Annotated in this window: 13 protein-coding genes and 1 tRNA gene; 11 read left to right on the top strand and 3 right to left on the bottom strand. The window is 62.7% G+C overall.

Annotated features, from left to right (window positions below):
- The first annotated feature begins 5 nt into the window (after nt 1-5).
- Both BMX92_RS18315 and BMX92_RS26995 read left to right on the top strand, forming a co-directional pair.
- Nucleotides 6-539 (top strand): cytochrome C, encoded by a 534-nt coding sequence (locus BMX92_RS18315; RefSeq protein WP_177185129.1) that lies wholly within the window; start codon nt 6-8, stop codon nt 537-539.
- A 160-nt stretch (nt 540-699) separates the two neighbouring features.
- Complete coding sequence (locus tag BMX92_RS26995; protein ID WP_143066822.1) at nt 700-1,365, top strand: hypothetical protein; 666 nt, start codon at nt 700-702, stop codon at nt 1,363-1,365.
- A gap of 399 nt (nt 1,366-1,764) precedes the next feature.
- Here BMX92_RS26995 and BMX92_RS18310 read toward each other — a convergent pair whose 3' ends face one another.
- Nucleotides 1,765-4,425, bottom strand: coding sequence for a TonB-dependent receptor (locus tag BMX92_RS18310; protein ID WP_256213496.1), 2,661 nt, complete (start codon nt 4,423-4,425; stop codon nt 1,765-1,767).
- Nucleotides 4,426-4,790: 365 nt separating this feature from the next.
- On the opposite strand from BMX92_RS18310, the gene BMX92_RS18305 reads away from it, so the two are divergent.
- From BMX92_RS18305 to BMX92_RS18265, 9 genes are all read left to right on the top strand, one after another.
- Nucleotides 4,791-6,815, top strand: a complete 2,025-nt coding sequence (locus tag BMX92_RS18305; RefSeq protein WP_093019278.1) for a tetratricopeptide repeat-containing sulfotransferase family protein — start codon at nt 4,791-4,793, stop codon at nt 6,813-6,815.
- Between the two features lie 190 nt (nt 6,816-7,005).
- Entirely contained in the window at nt 7,006-7,479 is a 474-nt protein-coding gene (locus BMX92_RS18300) for an Lrp/AsnC family transcriptional regulator (RefSeq protein ID WP_093019150.1), read from the top strand.
- Between the two features lie 148 nt (nt 7,480-7,627).
- Nucleotides 7,628-8,413, top strand: coding sequence for an LPS export ABC transporter ATP-binding protein (gene lptB, locus BMX92_RS18295; protein ID WP_093019148.1), 786 nt, complete (start codon nt 7,628-7,630; stop codon nt 8,411-8,413).
- Nucleotides 8,414-8,641: 228 nt separating this feature from the next.
- Entirely contained in the window at nt 8,642-10,159 is a 1,518-nt protein-coding gene (rpoN, locus tag BMX92_RS18290) for an RNA polymerase factor sigma-54 (RefSeq protein ID WP_093019146.1), read from the top strand.
- Nucleotides 10,160-10,230: 71 nt separating this feature from the next.
- Nucleotides 10,231-10,584: a type II toxin-antitoxin system RelE/ParE family toxin gene (locus tag BMX92_RS18285; RefSeq protein ID WP_093019144.1), complete on the top strand. Its 354-nt coding sequence runs from the start codon at nt 10,231-10,233 to the stop codon at nt 10,582-10,584.
- A gap of 28 nt (nt 10,585-10,612) precedes the next feature.
- Nucleotides 10,613-10,921 carry an XRE family transcriptional regulator gene (locus BMX92_RS18280; protein WP_371262391.1) on the top strand — a complete coding sequence of 103 codons (309 nt, stop codon included), beginning with the start codon at nt 10,613-10,615 and terminating at the stop codon, nt 10,919-10,921.
- Between the two features lie 269 nt (nt 10,922-11,190).
- The gene (locus BMX92_RS18275) at nt 11,191-12,042 is read left to right on the top strand and encodes a D-amino-acid transaminase (protein ID WP_093019140.1); all 852 of its coding nucleotides are present in this window, start codon (nt 11,191-11,193) and stop codon (nt 12,040-12,042) included.
- 233 nt (nt 12,043-12,275) lie between these two features.
- Nucleotides 12,276-13,292 carry a MarR family transcriptional regulator gene (locus BMX92_RS18270; RefSeq protein ID WP_093019138.1) on the top strand — a complete coding sequence of 339 codons (1,017 nt, stop codon included), beginning with the start codon at nt 12,276-12,278 and terminating at the stop codon, nt 13,290-13,292.
- A 55-nt stretch (nt 13,293-13,347) separates the two neighbouring features.
- Nucleotides 13,348-13,423, top strand: a tRNA-Val gene (locus BMX92_RS18265).
- 215 nt (nt 13,424-13,638) lie between these two features.
- Here BMX92_RS18265 and BMX92_RS18260 read toward each other — a convergent pair.
- Entirely contained in the window at nt 13,639-13,926 is a 288-nt protein-coding gene (locus BMX92_RS18260) for a hypothetical protein (protein ID WP_256213495.1), read from the bottom strand.
- Complete coding sequence (locus BMX92_RS18255; RefSeq protein WP_093019136.1) at nt 13,923-14,489, bottom strand: HNH endonuclease; 567 nt, start codon at nt 14,487-14,489, stop codon at nt 13,923-13,925. Before BMX92_RS18255 ends, BMX92_RS18260 begins: the two co-directional genes overlap by 4 nt.
- Nucleotides 14,490-14,513 lie beyond the last annotated feature (24 nt).

Genomic DNA, 14,513 nt, shown 5'->3' with positions numbered 1-14,513 from the left:
GAAGAATGTCGGCCCCGGTTTCCCGCCTGTTCCGCCCACTCGTCGGCGCCGCCCTGCTCCTGCTCGGCGCGACCGTGGGCCTGCGCGCCGCGCTGCCGCCGATGGGCCTGCTGCCCTCCGCGATCACCGACCCAGACATGGCCCGCGCCGACTATGTCGAACAATGCGCTGGCTGCCATGGCGTGAACGGCAGCACCGCGCCCGCGCAACTCCCCGAATTGCGCGGCCGGGTCGGCTGGTTCCTCTGCACGCCACAGGCCCGCGCCTATCTCATCCGCCTGCCCAATGTCGCCAACAGCCGGATCAAGGATAATCAGCAACTGGCCGACATGATGAACTATGTCGTCTTCGGCCTGGGCGGCGCCAGCGCGCCGCAGGGCGCCGCCCCCTTCACCGCCGACGAAGTCGCGCGCGAACGGCAGCATGCCCTCTCCACCACCACGCTGAGCGCCGAACGCGCCAGCCAGGTCGAATCCGCCATCCGCACCTGCAAAGCCCCCGCTTCCCTCCGCCTGCTCTATCCGGGACAGAAGGGATAAGGCGGTCAGGGACGGCAAAGCTGAATTGGGGAGGGAAGGCGACGGGCCGCTTTCGGCGCAGAAAATGCGATAGCTACCGTTGCCAACCTGATATTGTCGGCAGCCGACCCCATTGCGGTCACCCCCCTGTTGGTTCAAACATTGTGAGCGGGGAGGCTGCATGAAACATCTACGTGCATGGACGATGGCAGTAGGAATAGCGGCTTTCACTCAGCTTGCATCTCCGGTGCTAGCCACAGAAGATGATGAGATGATCGCCGAGCGCATCCATTCCACCTTGCCGCTTTACACCTTCGATTGGGAGCAGACTTGGCCACGAAGTTTCTCATCGGGTGATGACTTTGGATGCACATCCCGTGTCGCATTTGGTGATTGGCACTTCACTCCGAACCCAGATAGCGATTCTGCGGAGGAACGCTGGGAAAGCTTTGCCAACTATGGCGTTTTCCACTGTGCCGCAATTATGCGAACTTCCAGTGAGCAGGCTGATTTAGATGAAGCCAAATGGGAATATGGCTTCTTTGTCCGGCTAGGAACAACCCGAAAAGGCTCAACTAAATGGGAGCTATGGGCTCTCCAAAAGGGAACTGTCCCCGGAAGTGAATACACACTGCTAGCACGCCAGCCAGAGGAGGCCATGATTGAGCGGTTCACTGTGCTACAGCAGCGTTGTCCTACCGGAACGCAACTTCAGGCCAAGGGTCTCGATATCTGGTTAACTCGTTATTGTGCGATCAACTCACGCGGCGAATTGCTTTCGTTGGCTCGCAAAATGTTGTCACTGCCACCGCTGGGCGTGATTGAGAGGGTGGTTAAGGCTGATTGATGCAGATGTGTGGGGTAATCGCTGACCATCAGAGTCGTCAAACTGAGCTAAACACATGACCGCATTCAAACACCTTGACTTGGCCGTCCAACGTCAGAAGAGCTGTCGCTCTGCGCCAAATGAATAGAAAACGCAGAGCGAGAATGGCATCCCTCTCTGCGCCTCTGCGCGAATTTTCCTTCCTTTCGATTCACGCGGAGGCGCGAAGACGCGGAGGGTTTGCGCAACCCCTCCGCGTCTTCGCGCCTCCGCGTGAACAATATGCACTCCCTACAGCGCCACTCCAGCGATCAGCCGCTTCCGCTTAAACCGATCACTCCCATGCCCCATTGCCCCAAATGCAAACCGCCGCCGGACCTCCCGGTCCAGCGGCGGCACGCATACCCCATCCCGGCAAGCTCAGAATTTCTGGCCGAAACGCAGGCCGAAAAATTGCGGCTTGATCGTGAAGGTACGTGAGGAATTGGCGCAGAAGTCGATCGAGCAGAAGGTATTCTTGGTCAACTGCCCGCGCTTGTCGAAGGCGTTTTGCAGGAAGAAGCTGAGCGTCCAGTTGTCCTTCTTGATCCCGCCGGAGAAATCGAAGCTGATGAAGCCCTTCGTGCTGCCCAGCAATTCGTTGGCGTTGACGTTCAGATCCTGCGTCGCCCCGGTCTGGTAGAGCGCCGCCCCCTGAAGGAAGCCGCTATAGTCGCCCAGCATCGTATCGTAGCGGATCGATGTCGTGCCCTTGAACCGGGGCTGTCGTGGCAAGCGCGTGCCATCATCCGCCGCAACCGTCGGAATCGGCGGATTGCCTTCAGTGAAGGTGCCCTGCGAACAGGTCGACAACTGCGAAATGGACTCTGTTTCGGCATTGACCGCGAAATTGCAGAAATCGCCCTTCAGCTTTGCGTCATTAAAGGCGCCCGACGAACTGATGGTGATCTTGCCCAGCTTCAGGCTGGCATCATATTCGATGCCCCTCACTTCCGCCTTGCCCGCATTGCCGGTCATGCCCGCGCCCTGCGCACCGGCAACGACCACGCCATACTGGATATTGTTCCACTTTTCGAAGTAGATGGCGGCGTTCAGGCGGAAGATATTGTTCCAGGTCGTTTTCACGCCCAGCTCATAATTGGTCAGCGTTTCCGATTCGAACGAGGGAACTTCAGCCAGGAAGGATGGCTTCGTCGCCGTGGCGCGAATACGCAGCGGCCGGTTGAAACCACCAGGGCGGAAGCCGGTCGAATAATTGGCATAGATCATCTTGTCGGGCGTGATTTGCCAGTCGACCGCGACCTTGTGGGTTTCGCCATTTTCCTTGTAGCGACCCGTCCGGTCATCCGCGAGCGGATTGGTGTTGAGGCAGGTCAAGCGCTGATCGGCCGGCAAGGGGGTTTCGCATCCTACACCTGCTGCCGACGCCGCCACACCGGCAAAGCCGACGACCGAATAATCCGTCCAGAAATAGCGGACGCCGCCCGTCACCTTCACGGTCGGCGTGATGTTGTAATGGCCTTCGGCGAAGATCGCCTTGTCATGATAAAGCTGGTTCTGTTCGACGATATAATAGCCATCGCCCTTCGCCGCCGGGTTGCCGACGACCATCGTGCCGCCAGCGGACTCCGGAATGCCAAAGCCGTCCAACGTGGTTTCATTGCCGTCGCAGACATCCTCGACCACCGAATAGGCGCAGGCCGCGGTATAGCCCACGACATTTTCCAGCCCGCGGATCGCATAATAGGTGTTCAGCTTGTTCGACTGCCGCTGATAGAAACCGCCGATCGTCACGTCGAACGGCCAGCTCTTCGGCGTGGAAATGCGCAATTCCTGCGTGAATTTGTTCCGTTTGGTATTGGCATGATAATATTGCGTCGGATCGAGCAGGGTGGTGCATTTCAGGCTGTCGCCCGACCCGGTACAACCGGCCGCATCGAAAAATTGCAGATAGCTTTCATAGCCGCCGCCAAAGCCGTCATAGGTGACGGTGTAATAGGTATAGTCGTTCAGCGTGCGGGTGCGCCGCTTGAAGTAACCGGTGGCCGAAACCACCTCGAAATCGCCGATATGGCCGTGGATCGACAGCGCCGCCTGATACCAGCGGTCGTCATTCTTCGTCTGGTCATAGTCATGGACTTCCAGATCGCCGACGCGCGGATCATAGCCGAAATAGCCGTTCGCGACCTGCTTCTGCGCGGTGATGGACGGGTTGAACGACCATCCGTCGACCGGCTCCCACAGCAATTGCAGGCGCCCGCCAAATTCCTTGATCGTGTTATAGTCGTCCTTGGCGATGTCGCTATTGTCGAGATTATAGAAGGTCAGCGGGTTGGTATCGCCCAGATTATAGACGGCCGGATCGCCATTGTTCAGCGTGCCGTTGTTAGGCTTATTGTCGATATAGCCGCCATCGCGCCGGTAATAGCCCATGGCGCGGATCGCCAGCGTATCGCTGACCGGCACGTTGACATAGGATTCGATCTGCCCGCCGAAATCGCCCTTGCCATATTTATTGGCTTCGACGTCATAACCGAATTCGAACTTGTCCAGATTGGGCTTGTTGGTGATCAGGCGGATCGTGCCCGACAATGACCCGGCACCATAGAGCGTGCCCTGCGGCCCGGACAGCGCCTCCACGCGCTCCATGTCATAGGCATGGATATCGGGCACTTGCGTCCCGGTGATGGGGATATCGTGCAGATAATAGCCGACCGAGGCATAGGCGCCGCCCGCCGGCACGATGCCGCGGAAGAAGGCGGTGTTGCGGCCCGGCCCGATGCCCTCGAACGACACGGACGGCAGCAGCGCGGCAAAATCGCTCAGTCCCTTGACCTGCCGCTGCGACAGCACTTCGGCGCCCAGCGCCTGCATGGAAATCGGGACTTTCTGGATGCTCTGCGCGCTGCGCGTCGCCGTCACCACGATTTCGCCCAGGCCCTGCTCTTCGGCGGCCTGCGGCGCGGTCGTTCCGGCGGGTTCCTGCGCTGATGCCATACCGGGGGAACCAAGCCCCGCCAGGATGGTGGTCACGCCCAGTATCTTCATCAAATGCGACCGGCGATGAGACTGGCTTCTCATATTATCTGGACTCCCCCTGTAGAAACGAAGCCTCCCTTGTCGCTCTCCCATCCCACGGTTTGCCCGTGTGCTTATGACGCAATGCACCCTGCCCTTGCGGACATGTTCGATCCCGGCCGCCGCAAGAGCACATGCTCCCGCAGCCGGAAGCAAATCCCTGCTTCCGAGCCTGCCGCACCACGACGCGGCTTTATCAATGTCTCTTTAAACCCCTTGAACTTCCGTCATTCCATGACGCTCGTCCAACTTTGATAATGCTGTTACGCAGGCAGGAGTCAACAGCTTAATTTGGGGCCTTCCAACAGCATCATTGCGCGGCTGCAAAATCCTGTTCATGGTGCGATGCGGAAGGAAATTAGGACATGATGGCAAGCGTCGGCACGCTCTCCGGTTCCGCCACGATGCAGCAGGCGCTGGGGCAGGCGGCGCGCCATCTGGACACGGAACCTGCGCGCGCGCTGGCACAGGCCGAAGCGATCCTGCGGCAGGCGCGCGGCCTGCCCCCCGCCGAACTGATCGCCTGTCAGGCGCTGCGCCGTCTGGGCCAGACACAGGCCGCGCTGGCCCGCCTCACCGCCCTTGCCCGTACGGAGGCGCGCATCCCCGCCGTGCTATGGGAACTGGCGCAGGCGGCGGACGAGGCAGGCGACACCGGCCGCGCAATCGCCGCCCTCGACAGCCTGACCCGGCAGCAACCCGGCGTCGCATCCGGCTGGTTCCTGCTCGCCACCCAGTTGCGCAAAGCGGGGCGGGATCAGGACGCCTGGCGCGCCGACCTGTCAGGCATCCACGCCTCGACCCGCGACCGCGCCCTGCTGGAAGCGGCGGTCGCCATGCGCGAAGAGCGGCTGGATGAAGCCGAAGCGATGCTCGCCAGCCGCGACGATCCGCCCGCCATCCGCCTGCGCGGCGAAATCCTCTGGCGGCGCGGCGACATGACGGCGGCGCTGGAACAGGTGCGCCACGCGGTAGAGAGCGCCCCCGGCTTCGATCTCGCCCGCGACTTCCTCGTCCGCCTGCTGCTCCAGACCAACAGCCTGTCGCAAGCGCTCGACCATGCCGAAATCCTGCAATCCTCCCCGATCCCCAATCCGGGTTACGCCCTGCTCAAGGCATCGGTGCTGGTGCGACTGGGCGACCAGACCGGCGCGAAGCTGATCTATGAAAGGCTGCTGGCGGCCAAGGCGGACCAGCCGCAGGTCTGGCAAAATCTCGGCCATGCGCTGAAAACGCTGGGCGAGCAGAGCGACGCCGTCCACGCCTATCGTCAGGCGGTCGGGCATCAGCCGACCATGGGCGAAGCCTGGTGGAGCCTTGCCAACCTCAAAACGGTGACGCTCGACCACGCCGATATCGCGACGATGGAACAGGCGCTCGCCACGCTGGAACCGGAGGCGGAAAGCCGCGCGGAGGATATTTTCCACCTCCATTTCTCACTCGGCAAGGCGCTGGAGGATGCGGGCGACTATCCCGCCGCCTTCGCCCATTATGACCGGGGCAACCGCCTGCGCCGGACGATGGTTCTGCACGATGCCGACAGCTTCGCCGCTGAGGTGCAGGCGACCGCCGCCGCCTTCACCGCGCCCGTCCTGGCCGCCAGCGGCCCCGGCGGCTGCCCCGCGCCCGACCCGATCTTCATCGTCGGCCTGCCCCGTTCCGGATCGACTTTGGTCGAACAGATCCTCTCCAGCCACAGCCAGGTCGAAGGCACGATGGAATTGCCCGATCTGATGGCGATCGCCGGCCGCCTGCAATCGCGCGTAGACGACGGCGAATTTGCCGATTTCGCCACGATGATCGCGTCCCTCACCCCCGCTGACCGAACCCGGCTGGGCGAGGAATATCTCGACCGCACCCGCATCCACCGCCAGAGCGACAAGCCCCATTTCATCGATAAGCTGCCCAACAACTGGCAGCATGTCGGCCTGATCCAGTTGATCCTGCCCAATGCAAGGATCATCGACGCGCGCCGTCACCCGATGGGCTGCTGTTTCTCGGGCTGGAAACAGCATTTCGCGCGCGGCCAGTCCTTCACCTACGACCTGACCGATATTGGCCTTTATTATCGCGCCTATGTCGGCCTGATGGCGGATTTCGACGCGGCCCTACCCGGCCGGGTCCATCGCCTGTTCTACGAACGCATGGTCGCCGACACGCCGGGCGAAGTCGCACGCCTGCTCGATCATCTGGGCCTGCCGTTCGAGGAGGCCTGCCTGTCCTTCTGGCGCAACAAGCGCGCCGTGCGCACCGCCAGTTCCGAACAGGTGCGCCAGCCCATCTACACCGACGGCGTCGACCACTGGCGCCATTTCGCGCCATGGCTGACCCCGCTGCAAGAAGCGCTGGGACCAGTCCTGCCCGCCTACCCCGATGCGCCGCAGGTGGTCTAAACAGACCGGAACGGTTCCGTTCCGACGCCATTGACTTGGGCAGCCTTGCCTCGATCCACCCCGTCATTGCGAGCGGAGCGAAGCAATCCAATGGTGCGCCGTGGATTGCTTCACTGCGCTCGCAATGACGACCCTGTATGAGCGACACACGCCGCATGACCGAACATATCTCTCATGATAGCATTATTTCATGACCAATCTTTCCACCCTCGATGCCCTCGACCGCCGTATTCTCACGGAGTTGCAGCGGGACGCCACGCTCAGCAATGCAGAACTGGCCGATCGGGTGGGCAGCACCGGCCCGTCCTGCTGGCGCCGGGTCCGCGCGTTGCAGGATCAGGGCCTGCTTCGCCGCGCGGTGTGGCTCGCCGATCCCCATGCTCTGGGTCAGGGCGTCATCGTGCTGTGCCATGTCCGCATGAAGGAATTTTCGGGCGAGGCGATCGCCGCCTTCGAGGATTTCGTGCGCGGCCATGAACAGGTGATGGAATGCTATTCCATGTCGGGCGAGTGGGATTATCTGATGCGGGTCGTGGCGTCGGACGTCGCCGACTATGAGCATTTCCTGATGCGCACCCTGCTCAAACATCCCTCGGTCGCGGGCGCCTCTTCCCAATTCGCTTTGTCGACCACCAAATATGAAACGGCGCTTCCCGTCCGATAGGGCGAACGCCCCCCATCCGGTCCCGTTCCGGGTGCGCCGCACCAATTTTCTCCTTGCCCCGGCGGCATTCCCATGCACAAAGCTTGCCAAATAGCCGCGCGCGACCCAATTCCCCCGCACAGGGTCGACTGGCTGCAAGGATGAACGAATGGACGACGTGACGACCCAGGACAGGACGGAGGCCACCCGGCCGCAAATCCCGCAGGAAGTGGGCGAAGGCCTGTCGGTCATTTCAATCGCGAAAAGCTATGACAAGCGCGCGGTGCTGACCGATGTGTCGCTGACCGTGGGCAAGGGCGAAGTGGTCGGCCTGCTCGGCCCCAATGGCGCGGGCAAGACGACCTGCTTCTATTCGGTGATGGGGCTGGTGCGCCCGGACCATGGCCGGATCGTGCTCGACGGACAGGATATCACCAACCTGCCCATGTATCGCCGCGCGATCCTGGGCCTGGGCTATCTGCCGCAGGAAACCTCCATCTTCCGCAGCATGACGGTGGCGCAGAATATCGGCGCGGTGCTGGAACTGGCCGAACCGGACAAGGCAGCGCGGGAAGCGCGGCTGGAACAGCTATTGTCCGAGTTCGGACTGGCGCGGCTGCGCGATTCGGCGGCGATGGCGCTGTCGGGCGGTGAACGCCGCCGCTGCGAGATCGCCCGGGCGCTGGCGGCCAACCCGTCCATCGTGCTGCTGGACGAACCCTTTGCCGGCATCGATCCGCTCTCCATCGCCGACATTCGCGATCTGGTGAAGGATCTCAAGACGCGCGGCATCGGCGTGCTGATCACCGACCATAATGTCCGCGAGACGCTGGAAATCGTCGACCGCGCCTGCATCATCTACAGCGGTCAGGTGCTGTTCGCCGGCAGCCCGACCGAACTGGTCGCCAATGCCGACGTCCGCCGCCTTTATCTGGGCGAGAATTTCCAGCTTTGATATGAGCGCGCCGATCCCCTTGATCGCATATTGGGGCGGCCCATCCACTGTCGTCACCCTGAACTTGTTTCAGGGTCCATTTTGCCACAGCCAGAGTCCGTGGGGGGCGAAGCATAAGATGCGGATGGGCGCCCACCCCAAGCATAATGCACCTCCGCCCATGTCTGCTGCTGCCGCACCATGGATGCTGAAACAAGTTCAGCATGACGGTGAAGGAGAGACTGCATAATGGCGCTCGGGCCGCGCCTCGACATCCGCCAGAGCCAGTCTCTGGTGATGACGCCGCAGCTCCAGCAGGCGATCAAGCTGCTGGCGCTCTCCAATCTGGAGATCGAGGCGTTCGTCGCGGGCGAACTGGAAAAGAACCCGCTGCTCGAATCCGGCGGCGGCGATGATGGCTCGCCCATACCTGACGGCATCGACCGGGACGTGGAACAGCCCACCCTTTCTGCCGAAACCGGCGGCGCAGACGATCTGATCGCGCAGGGCCTTGGCGGCGCGGATAATCCACTGGACGTCGATCATGGCGCCGATACCTTCATCGATGACGGCCCGGCCGATCAGGCGGCGATGGGATCGGGCGGGGGCGGCATGGATGCACTGTCGGGCAGCTATAGCGAGGATGCGCCCGACTTCGACAGCTTCGCCGCGCCCGATGTCGGACTTCAGGTGCACCTGATGGATCAGGCCCGCGCCGCGCTGGGCGACATGGACCTGATCATCGCGATCCAGCTGATCGGCCAGATCGACGATGCCGGCTATCTGGAGGCCAATCTGCTCCAGACAGCCCATGCGCTGGGCGTCCCGCTCCATGATGTGGAACGGGTGCTGGGCGTCATCCACGATTTCGATCCCACCGGCGTGGGCGCCCGCAGCCTGTCCGAATGCCTCGCGCTTCAGGCGAAGGAAGCCGACCGCTACGATCCCTGCATGGCCCGGCTGCTGGCCAATCTCGACCTGCTGGCCAAAGGCGCGCTGCCGCAGCTACGCCGCATCTGCGGCGTGGATGAGGAGGATATGGCCGACATGATCGCCGAACTGCGCGGCTATGATCCCAAGCCCGGCCTGCGCTTCGCCAGTGATCGCGCCGCACCGGTCACGCCCGACCTGTTCGTGCGCCCGGTCAAGAGCGGCTGGGCGATCGAGATCAACAGCGCCACTTTGCCCCGCGTGCTGGTGAACCGCAGCTACTATGTCGAACTGTCGCACGGCCCGCAGGACAAGAATAGCAAGGCCTGGCTGGCCGACTGCCTCGCCAGCGCCAACTGGCTGGTCAAAGCGCTGGACCAGCGGCAGAAGACGATCATCAAGGTGGCGAGCGAAATCCTGCAACAGCAGGAAGCCTTCTTCCATCAGGGCGTCGCGCATCTGAAGCCCTTGACGCTCAAGTCCGTCGCCGACGCGATCGGCATGCATGAAAGCACGGTCAGCCGCGTCACCTCCAACAAATATCTATCCTGCCCGCGCGGCCTTTACGAACTCAAATATTTCTTCTCCAGCGGCGTCTCCTCCTCGGGCGGCGATGGCGGCGCGGTATCGGCCGAAGCGGTCAAGAGCCACATCAAGGCGCTGATCGGCGCCGAAGATCCGCAGGCCATCCTGTCCGACGACACGCTGGTCGACATGCTCCGCGCCAAAGGCATGGACATAGCCCGCCGCACGGTGGCGAAATATCGCGAGGCGATGGGCATCGGCTCCTCAGTGCAAAGACGGCGGCAGAAGGCGCTCAAGGGCAAGGCGGCTTGATGAACGCTAGAAATAAATGGGAATGGCAGGAAAGAGTCGACAATATATAGCTTTTAGGCTATATCCATGTCATGGCATGGACGGTCGATTTTCACGACGCCTTCGATCGCGAGTTCGACGCTCTGCCGCAATCCGTACAGGACGCCATGGTATCGGTCGCCTTGCTGTTGCAGGAAACTGGCCCTTGGCTGGGGCGACCGCATGTCGATACGTTGGCGGGATCGCGTTATGCCAATATGAAGGAATTGCGCTTCGATGCCAATGATGGGGCTTGGCGTGTGGCCTTCGCATTCGACCCAAAACGACGAGCCATCCTGCTGGTGGCGGGCGACAAGGCAGGCGTGGCGCAGAAACGCTTTTACAAGAGCCTGATCGCAAAGGCGGACAAACGCTTTGCCGATCATCTCGCAGATATGGAAAGATGATAAGATGGGACGCACGCTGGACGAGGTCATGGCTTCCCTCCCCCAGGAACGGCAGGATCGCATCCGCGCCCGCGCGGCGGAGATGCATGCCGAGATCGAAGGACTGAAGGCGCTGCGCAAGCTGGCGCAACGCAGTCAGGAACAGATCGCCCAGAGCCTAGGCATCAAGCAACCCTCGGTCCTCAAGATCGAGCGCCAGACCGATCTCTATCTCTCCACCCTGCGCCGTTTCGTGGAAGCAGCGGGCGGCAAGCTCGAACTGCGCGTCGAACTGCCCGAAACCGGCGCCTTCATCCTGACCGGCATCGGCGAACTCGACACGAAGGACGCGGCCTGAGGCAGGCCGCCACGCTGTCCTACGTCCTTCGTTTACGGCAGAAAAGAACCAACCGCCCACCCCGTCAGACTTTCCGATAGGATCAGCGCCACATAATAAAATGTCACGATCCATGGGAAATATGCGAAGTTAAGCATCGGAAATCCTATTCCCGCCCGCTCCCTATTCCAAAAGTTACGCCCCCTATCACCCCGCGGCCCGCTTGACCCCGCCCCCGCGAGCGGCAAAGGCATCCGGCAACGCCCATCGATAAGGATCGCCCTTTTCCCATGTCCGTCGCCTATCTGAACGGCAGCTATCTGCCGCTGGACGAAGTCCGCATTTCCCCGCTCGATCGCGGCTTCCTGTTCGCCGACGGTATTTACGAAGTCGCCGCCGTAATCGAAGGGCGGCTGATCGACAGCGCCAGCCATCTCGCCCGGCTGGAACGCTCCACCGCCGCGATCGGCATCAGCCTGCCGATGTCGCTGGACGCGATCGAGGCGGCACAGAAAGAACTGGTCGCCCGCAACAGCCTGTCGCAGGGGCTGGTCTATCTCCAGATCACCCGCGGCGCCGACACCACCCGCGACTTCATCGCCCCCACCGACCTGCAACCGACCCTGTTCATGTTCGTGCAGGACAAGAATTTCGTCGACATGCCCGCCGCGACGACCGGCATCGCCGTCGCCACCATGCCCGACCAGCGCTGGGCGCGGCGGGACATCAAGAGCGTAGGCCTGCTCGCCCAGGCGATCGCCAAGCAGGTCGCCAAGGATGCCGGCGCGCAGGAAGCCTGGATGATCGAGGACGGCTTCGTTACCGAAGGCGCCTCCTCCACCGCCTTCATCGTCACCGACGAAGGCATCGTCACCCGCCCCTACAGCCAGTCGGTGCTGGCAGGCTGCACCGGCGCGGCGCTCACCGCGCTGGCGGAGGAAAGCGGCCTGGCGGTCATCCGCCGCCCCTTCACCATTGCCGAAGCGCTCGCCGCGAAGGAAGCCTTCATGACCAGCGCGTCGACCTTCTGCCTGCCGATCGTCCGGATCGACGGCCAGAACGTCGGCGACGGCACGCCCGGCCCGGTCGCCACCCGCCTGCGCGCCCTCTATATCGACTTCGCCCGCGCCACGGCGGTTTGAGGGAATGACTCCATAATGGAGTGATCTGCGCGCGCCCTACGGAACGACAGGAAATTTCCTCCGCCCTGCCGCCAATATGGTGGCAAGGTGGAGGAAAAGCGGCGCCAGCCACCGCCGCACAGGGTCAAATCCCGCCTTCCGGTCCAGTTTATCTTCATAACGGCCCTTTATCGGGCTGATCCGATCCGTTCTTGCTTTAGTCTCAGGAACGAAGATAGAACGGGACTCGGATCATGATGGAAGATTTTTCCTACGCCCTCCCCGCCGGCGGTCAGGCCGATCCGGTTGCCGCGCCCGATGCGCGCAGCAGCCTGCTCGTACTGGCCGACCGGATCGATCGCGACGCGCTGGAACCGGTGGCGCAGGCGGCCGGTCTGCGGTTGCTGGGCGTCACCCCGCTGGCCGACGCCATGGCCCGGCTGGATGCGCAGAGCCAGTGCGATACGCTGCTGCTCTTCTGCCCCGCCGCCATGCCGATGCTGGAGCAGCTTCTGGTCCAGATCGAAACCCAGGCGATCCACACCGGCATGGCCGTCATATTGGTCACGGGCGGGGAAACGGTCGAACTCGCCTTCGCCTGCCTGCGCAGCCCCCATTCGCAACTGCTCTGCGACCCTGATCGCACCGAACTGGCGGCCGCCTTGGTCACCGCACGCCAACAGCGCCCCGTAATCGACCGCGTGCATGAGGGCGATCGGGACAGCGTCCGGCTGCAACAGTTGAGCGAGGAAGTCGCCCGCCTCGCCCGCACCATCGACGTCCTGACCCAGCGCAGCCACCTCAGCGCCGTACCCAGCTTCGACCTTGGCCCGCGCATGGCCGACCGGCCGAGCGACTATATCGGCATGCCCGCGCTTTCCCCGATCGGCGCCGTCCCGCAAGCAACGCCGGCCGACAAACCCACCCCCGCCGTCACCGGTTCGCAAATTCGCGACATGCTGCGCGCCCGCCGCATCCGCGCCGATTTCCTGCCCGGCGACCTGTTTGCCGATCCGGCCTGGGATATGCTGCTCGACCTGTTCGCCGCCCGACTGGAACAGGAACGGGTGTCCGTCTCCAGCCTGTGCATCGCCGCCGCCGTGCCACCGACCACGGCGCTGCGCTGGATACGCATCCTGACTGACAAGGGGCTGGTCGAACGACAGGCCGACCCGCTCGACGGCCGCCGCGTTTTTATCGCCCTGGCACAGGATGCCGCCGACTCCCTCGCCCGCTGGTTCGGCGCCAGCCGCCGTTTCCTCAGCAATTGATGCTCAGCGCTTGACCGCCGCGCTTTTTCGCCTAGATAGGCGCTTCCCGAACAGGGGGCGATTAGCTCAGTTGGTAGAGCGTCTCGTTTACACCGAGAATGTCGGCGGTTCGAGCCCGTCATCGCCCACCAGTTTCGCCGGAAGCCGTCCGGGGGGCGGCTTCCGGCGAAACTCCCGAGCGATAGCGAGGGCCCGGCCTTCAGAGCCCGTCCGTGGGACGGGCGGGCCGAAAAACTCAGCAGCAGCATCAAGACCGATGGGATTCGGCAAGCGCATCACGGTCCGGTGGGAAGCAAAAGCGGAAACCCTACGATCAATAGTCAGAATCGTCCAATCCCGCATGCCGTCAACGCCCGGATGACGCCGCTTTCGGCTCCGGCGGAAAGCAGGTCGTGCAGCGGCGCCAGCAGGTGACGCCCGGCATCGCCTTTGCCGGGGTCAGGCCGCGTTCGGGGGTGAGGCCGGCCAATATGGCGGGCGAAATGCCTTCGGGGGCGGCGCGATTATGGCACATCAGACAACCGCGCACATATTTGGCGCGGGTGAGGCCGCTATGATCCTCCTGCGCATGAAGTGCGCCGGGCAGAAGGAGCAGGCCCGCAAGCAGCAGCCTGCGCGTCCGCGCGCCGGTCACGCCAGCAACTCGACATCCCAATAGAGCCAGTCGCGCCAGCTTTCGTGCAGATAGCCGGGCGGGAAGGCGCGGCCATGTTCCTGCAATTGCCAGCTGGTCGGCCGGATCGGCTGGACATGCAGCTTCATGCCCGCTTCCTTCGGCGTGCGGCCGCCCTTTTTGAGGTTGCAGGGCGAACAGGCGGTGGCGACATTTTCCCATGTCGTGCGCCCGCCTGCGCGGCGTGGCACGACATGGTCGAAGGTCAGGTCATGAGTGACGCCGCAATATTGGCAGGAAAATTTGTCGCGCAGGAACAGGTTGAACCGGGTGAAGGCGGGATGTTCGGACGGCTTCACATATTGTTTCAGCGCGATCACCGAGGGGATCTTCATTTCCAGACTGGGGCTGTGAACCTGTCGTTCATAGCTGGAGATGATGTCCACCCGATCCAGAAACACCGCCTTGATGGCGGTCTGCCAGGGCCACAGGCTCAACGGATAATAGCTGAGCGGCGTGTAATCCGCATTCAACACCAGCGCCGGACAATTTTCCGGATGTCGTATAAGGTCGGGATGGTACATAGAAACCTTCTTCCCCCTTGGCCG

This window comes from Sphingobium sp. YR768, from assembly GCF_900111125.1.
Taxonomy (GTDB): Bacteria; Pseudomonadota; Alphaproteobacteria; order Sphingomonadales; family Sphingomonadaceae; genus Sphingobium.
Note: the sequence above shows the minus strand (reverse complement) of the source record. Positions and strands in the feature narration are given on the sequence as shown.

What these genes read in the sequence shown, in the direction of transcription:
- BMX92_RS18315 (WP_177185129.1), top strand. Translation starts at nt 6, where the DNA reads ATGTCGGCCCCGGTTTCCCGCCTGTTCCGCCCACTCGTCGGCGCCGCC.
- BMX92_RS26995 (WP_143066822.1), top strand. Translation starts at nt 700, where the DNA reads ATGAAACATCTACGTGCATGGACGATGGCAGTAGGAATAGCGGCTTTC.
- BMX92_RS18310 (WP_256213496.1), bottom strand. Translation starts at nt 4,425, where the DNA reads ATGAGAAGCCAGTCTCATCGCCGGTCGCATTTGATGAAGATACTGGGC.
- BMX92_RS18305 (WP_093019278.1), top strand. Translation starts at nt 4,791, where the DNA reads ATGGCAAGCGTCGGCACGCTCTCCGGTTCCGCCACGATGCAGCAGGCG.
- BMX92_RS18300 (WP_093019150.1), top strand. Translation starts at nt 7,006, where the DNA reads ATGACCAATCTTTCCACCCTCGATGCCCTCGACCGCCGTATTCTCACG.
- lptB (WP_093019148.1), top strand. Translation starts at nt 7,628, where the DNA reads ATGGACGACGTGACGACCCAGGACAGGACGGAGGCCACCCGGCCGCAA.
- rpoN (WP_093019146.1), top strand. Translation starts at nt 8,642, where the DNA reads ATGGCGCTCGGGCCGCGCCTCGACATCCGCCAGAGCCAGTCTCTGGTG.
- BMX92_RS18285 (WP_093019144.1), top strand. Translation starts at nt 10,231, where the DNA reads ATGGCATGGACGGTCGATTTTCACGACGCCTTCGATCGCGAGTTCGAC.
- BMX92_RS18280 (WP_371262391.1), top strand. Translation starts at nt 10,613, where the DNA reads ATGGCTTCCCTCCCCCAGGAACGGCAGGATCGCATCCGCGCCCGCGCG.
- BMX92_RS18275 (WP_093019140.1), top strand. Translation starts at nt 11,191, where the DNA reads ATGTCCGTCGCCTATCTGAACGGCAGCTATCTGCCGCTGGACGAAGTC.
- BMX92_RS18270 (WP_093019138.1), top strand. Translation starts at nt 12,276, where the DNA reads ATGATGGAAGATTTTTCCTACGCCCTCCCCGCCGGCGGTCAGGCCGAT.
- BMX92_RS18255 (WP_093019136.1), bottom strand. Translation starts at nt 14,489, where the DNA reads ATGTACCATCCCGACCTTATACGACATCCGGAAAATTGTCCGGCGCTG.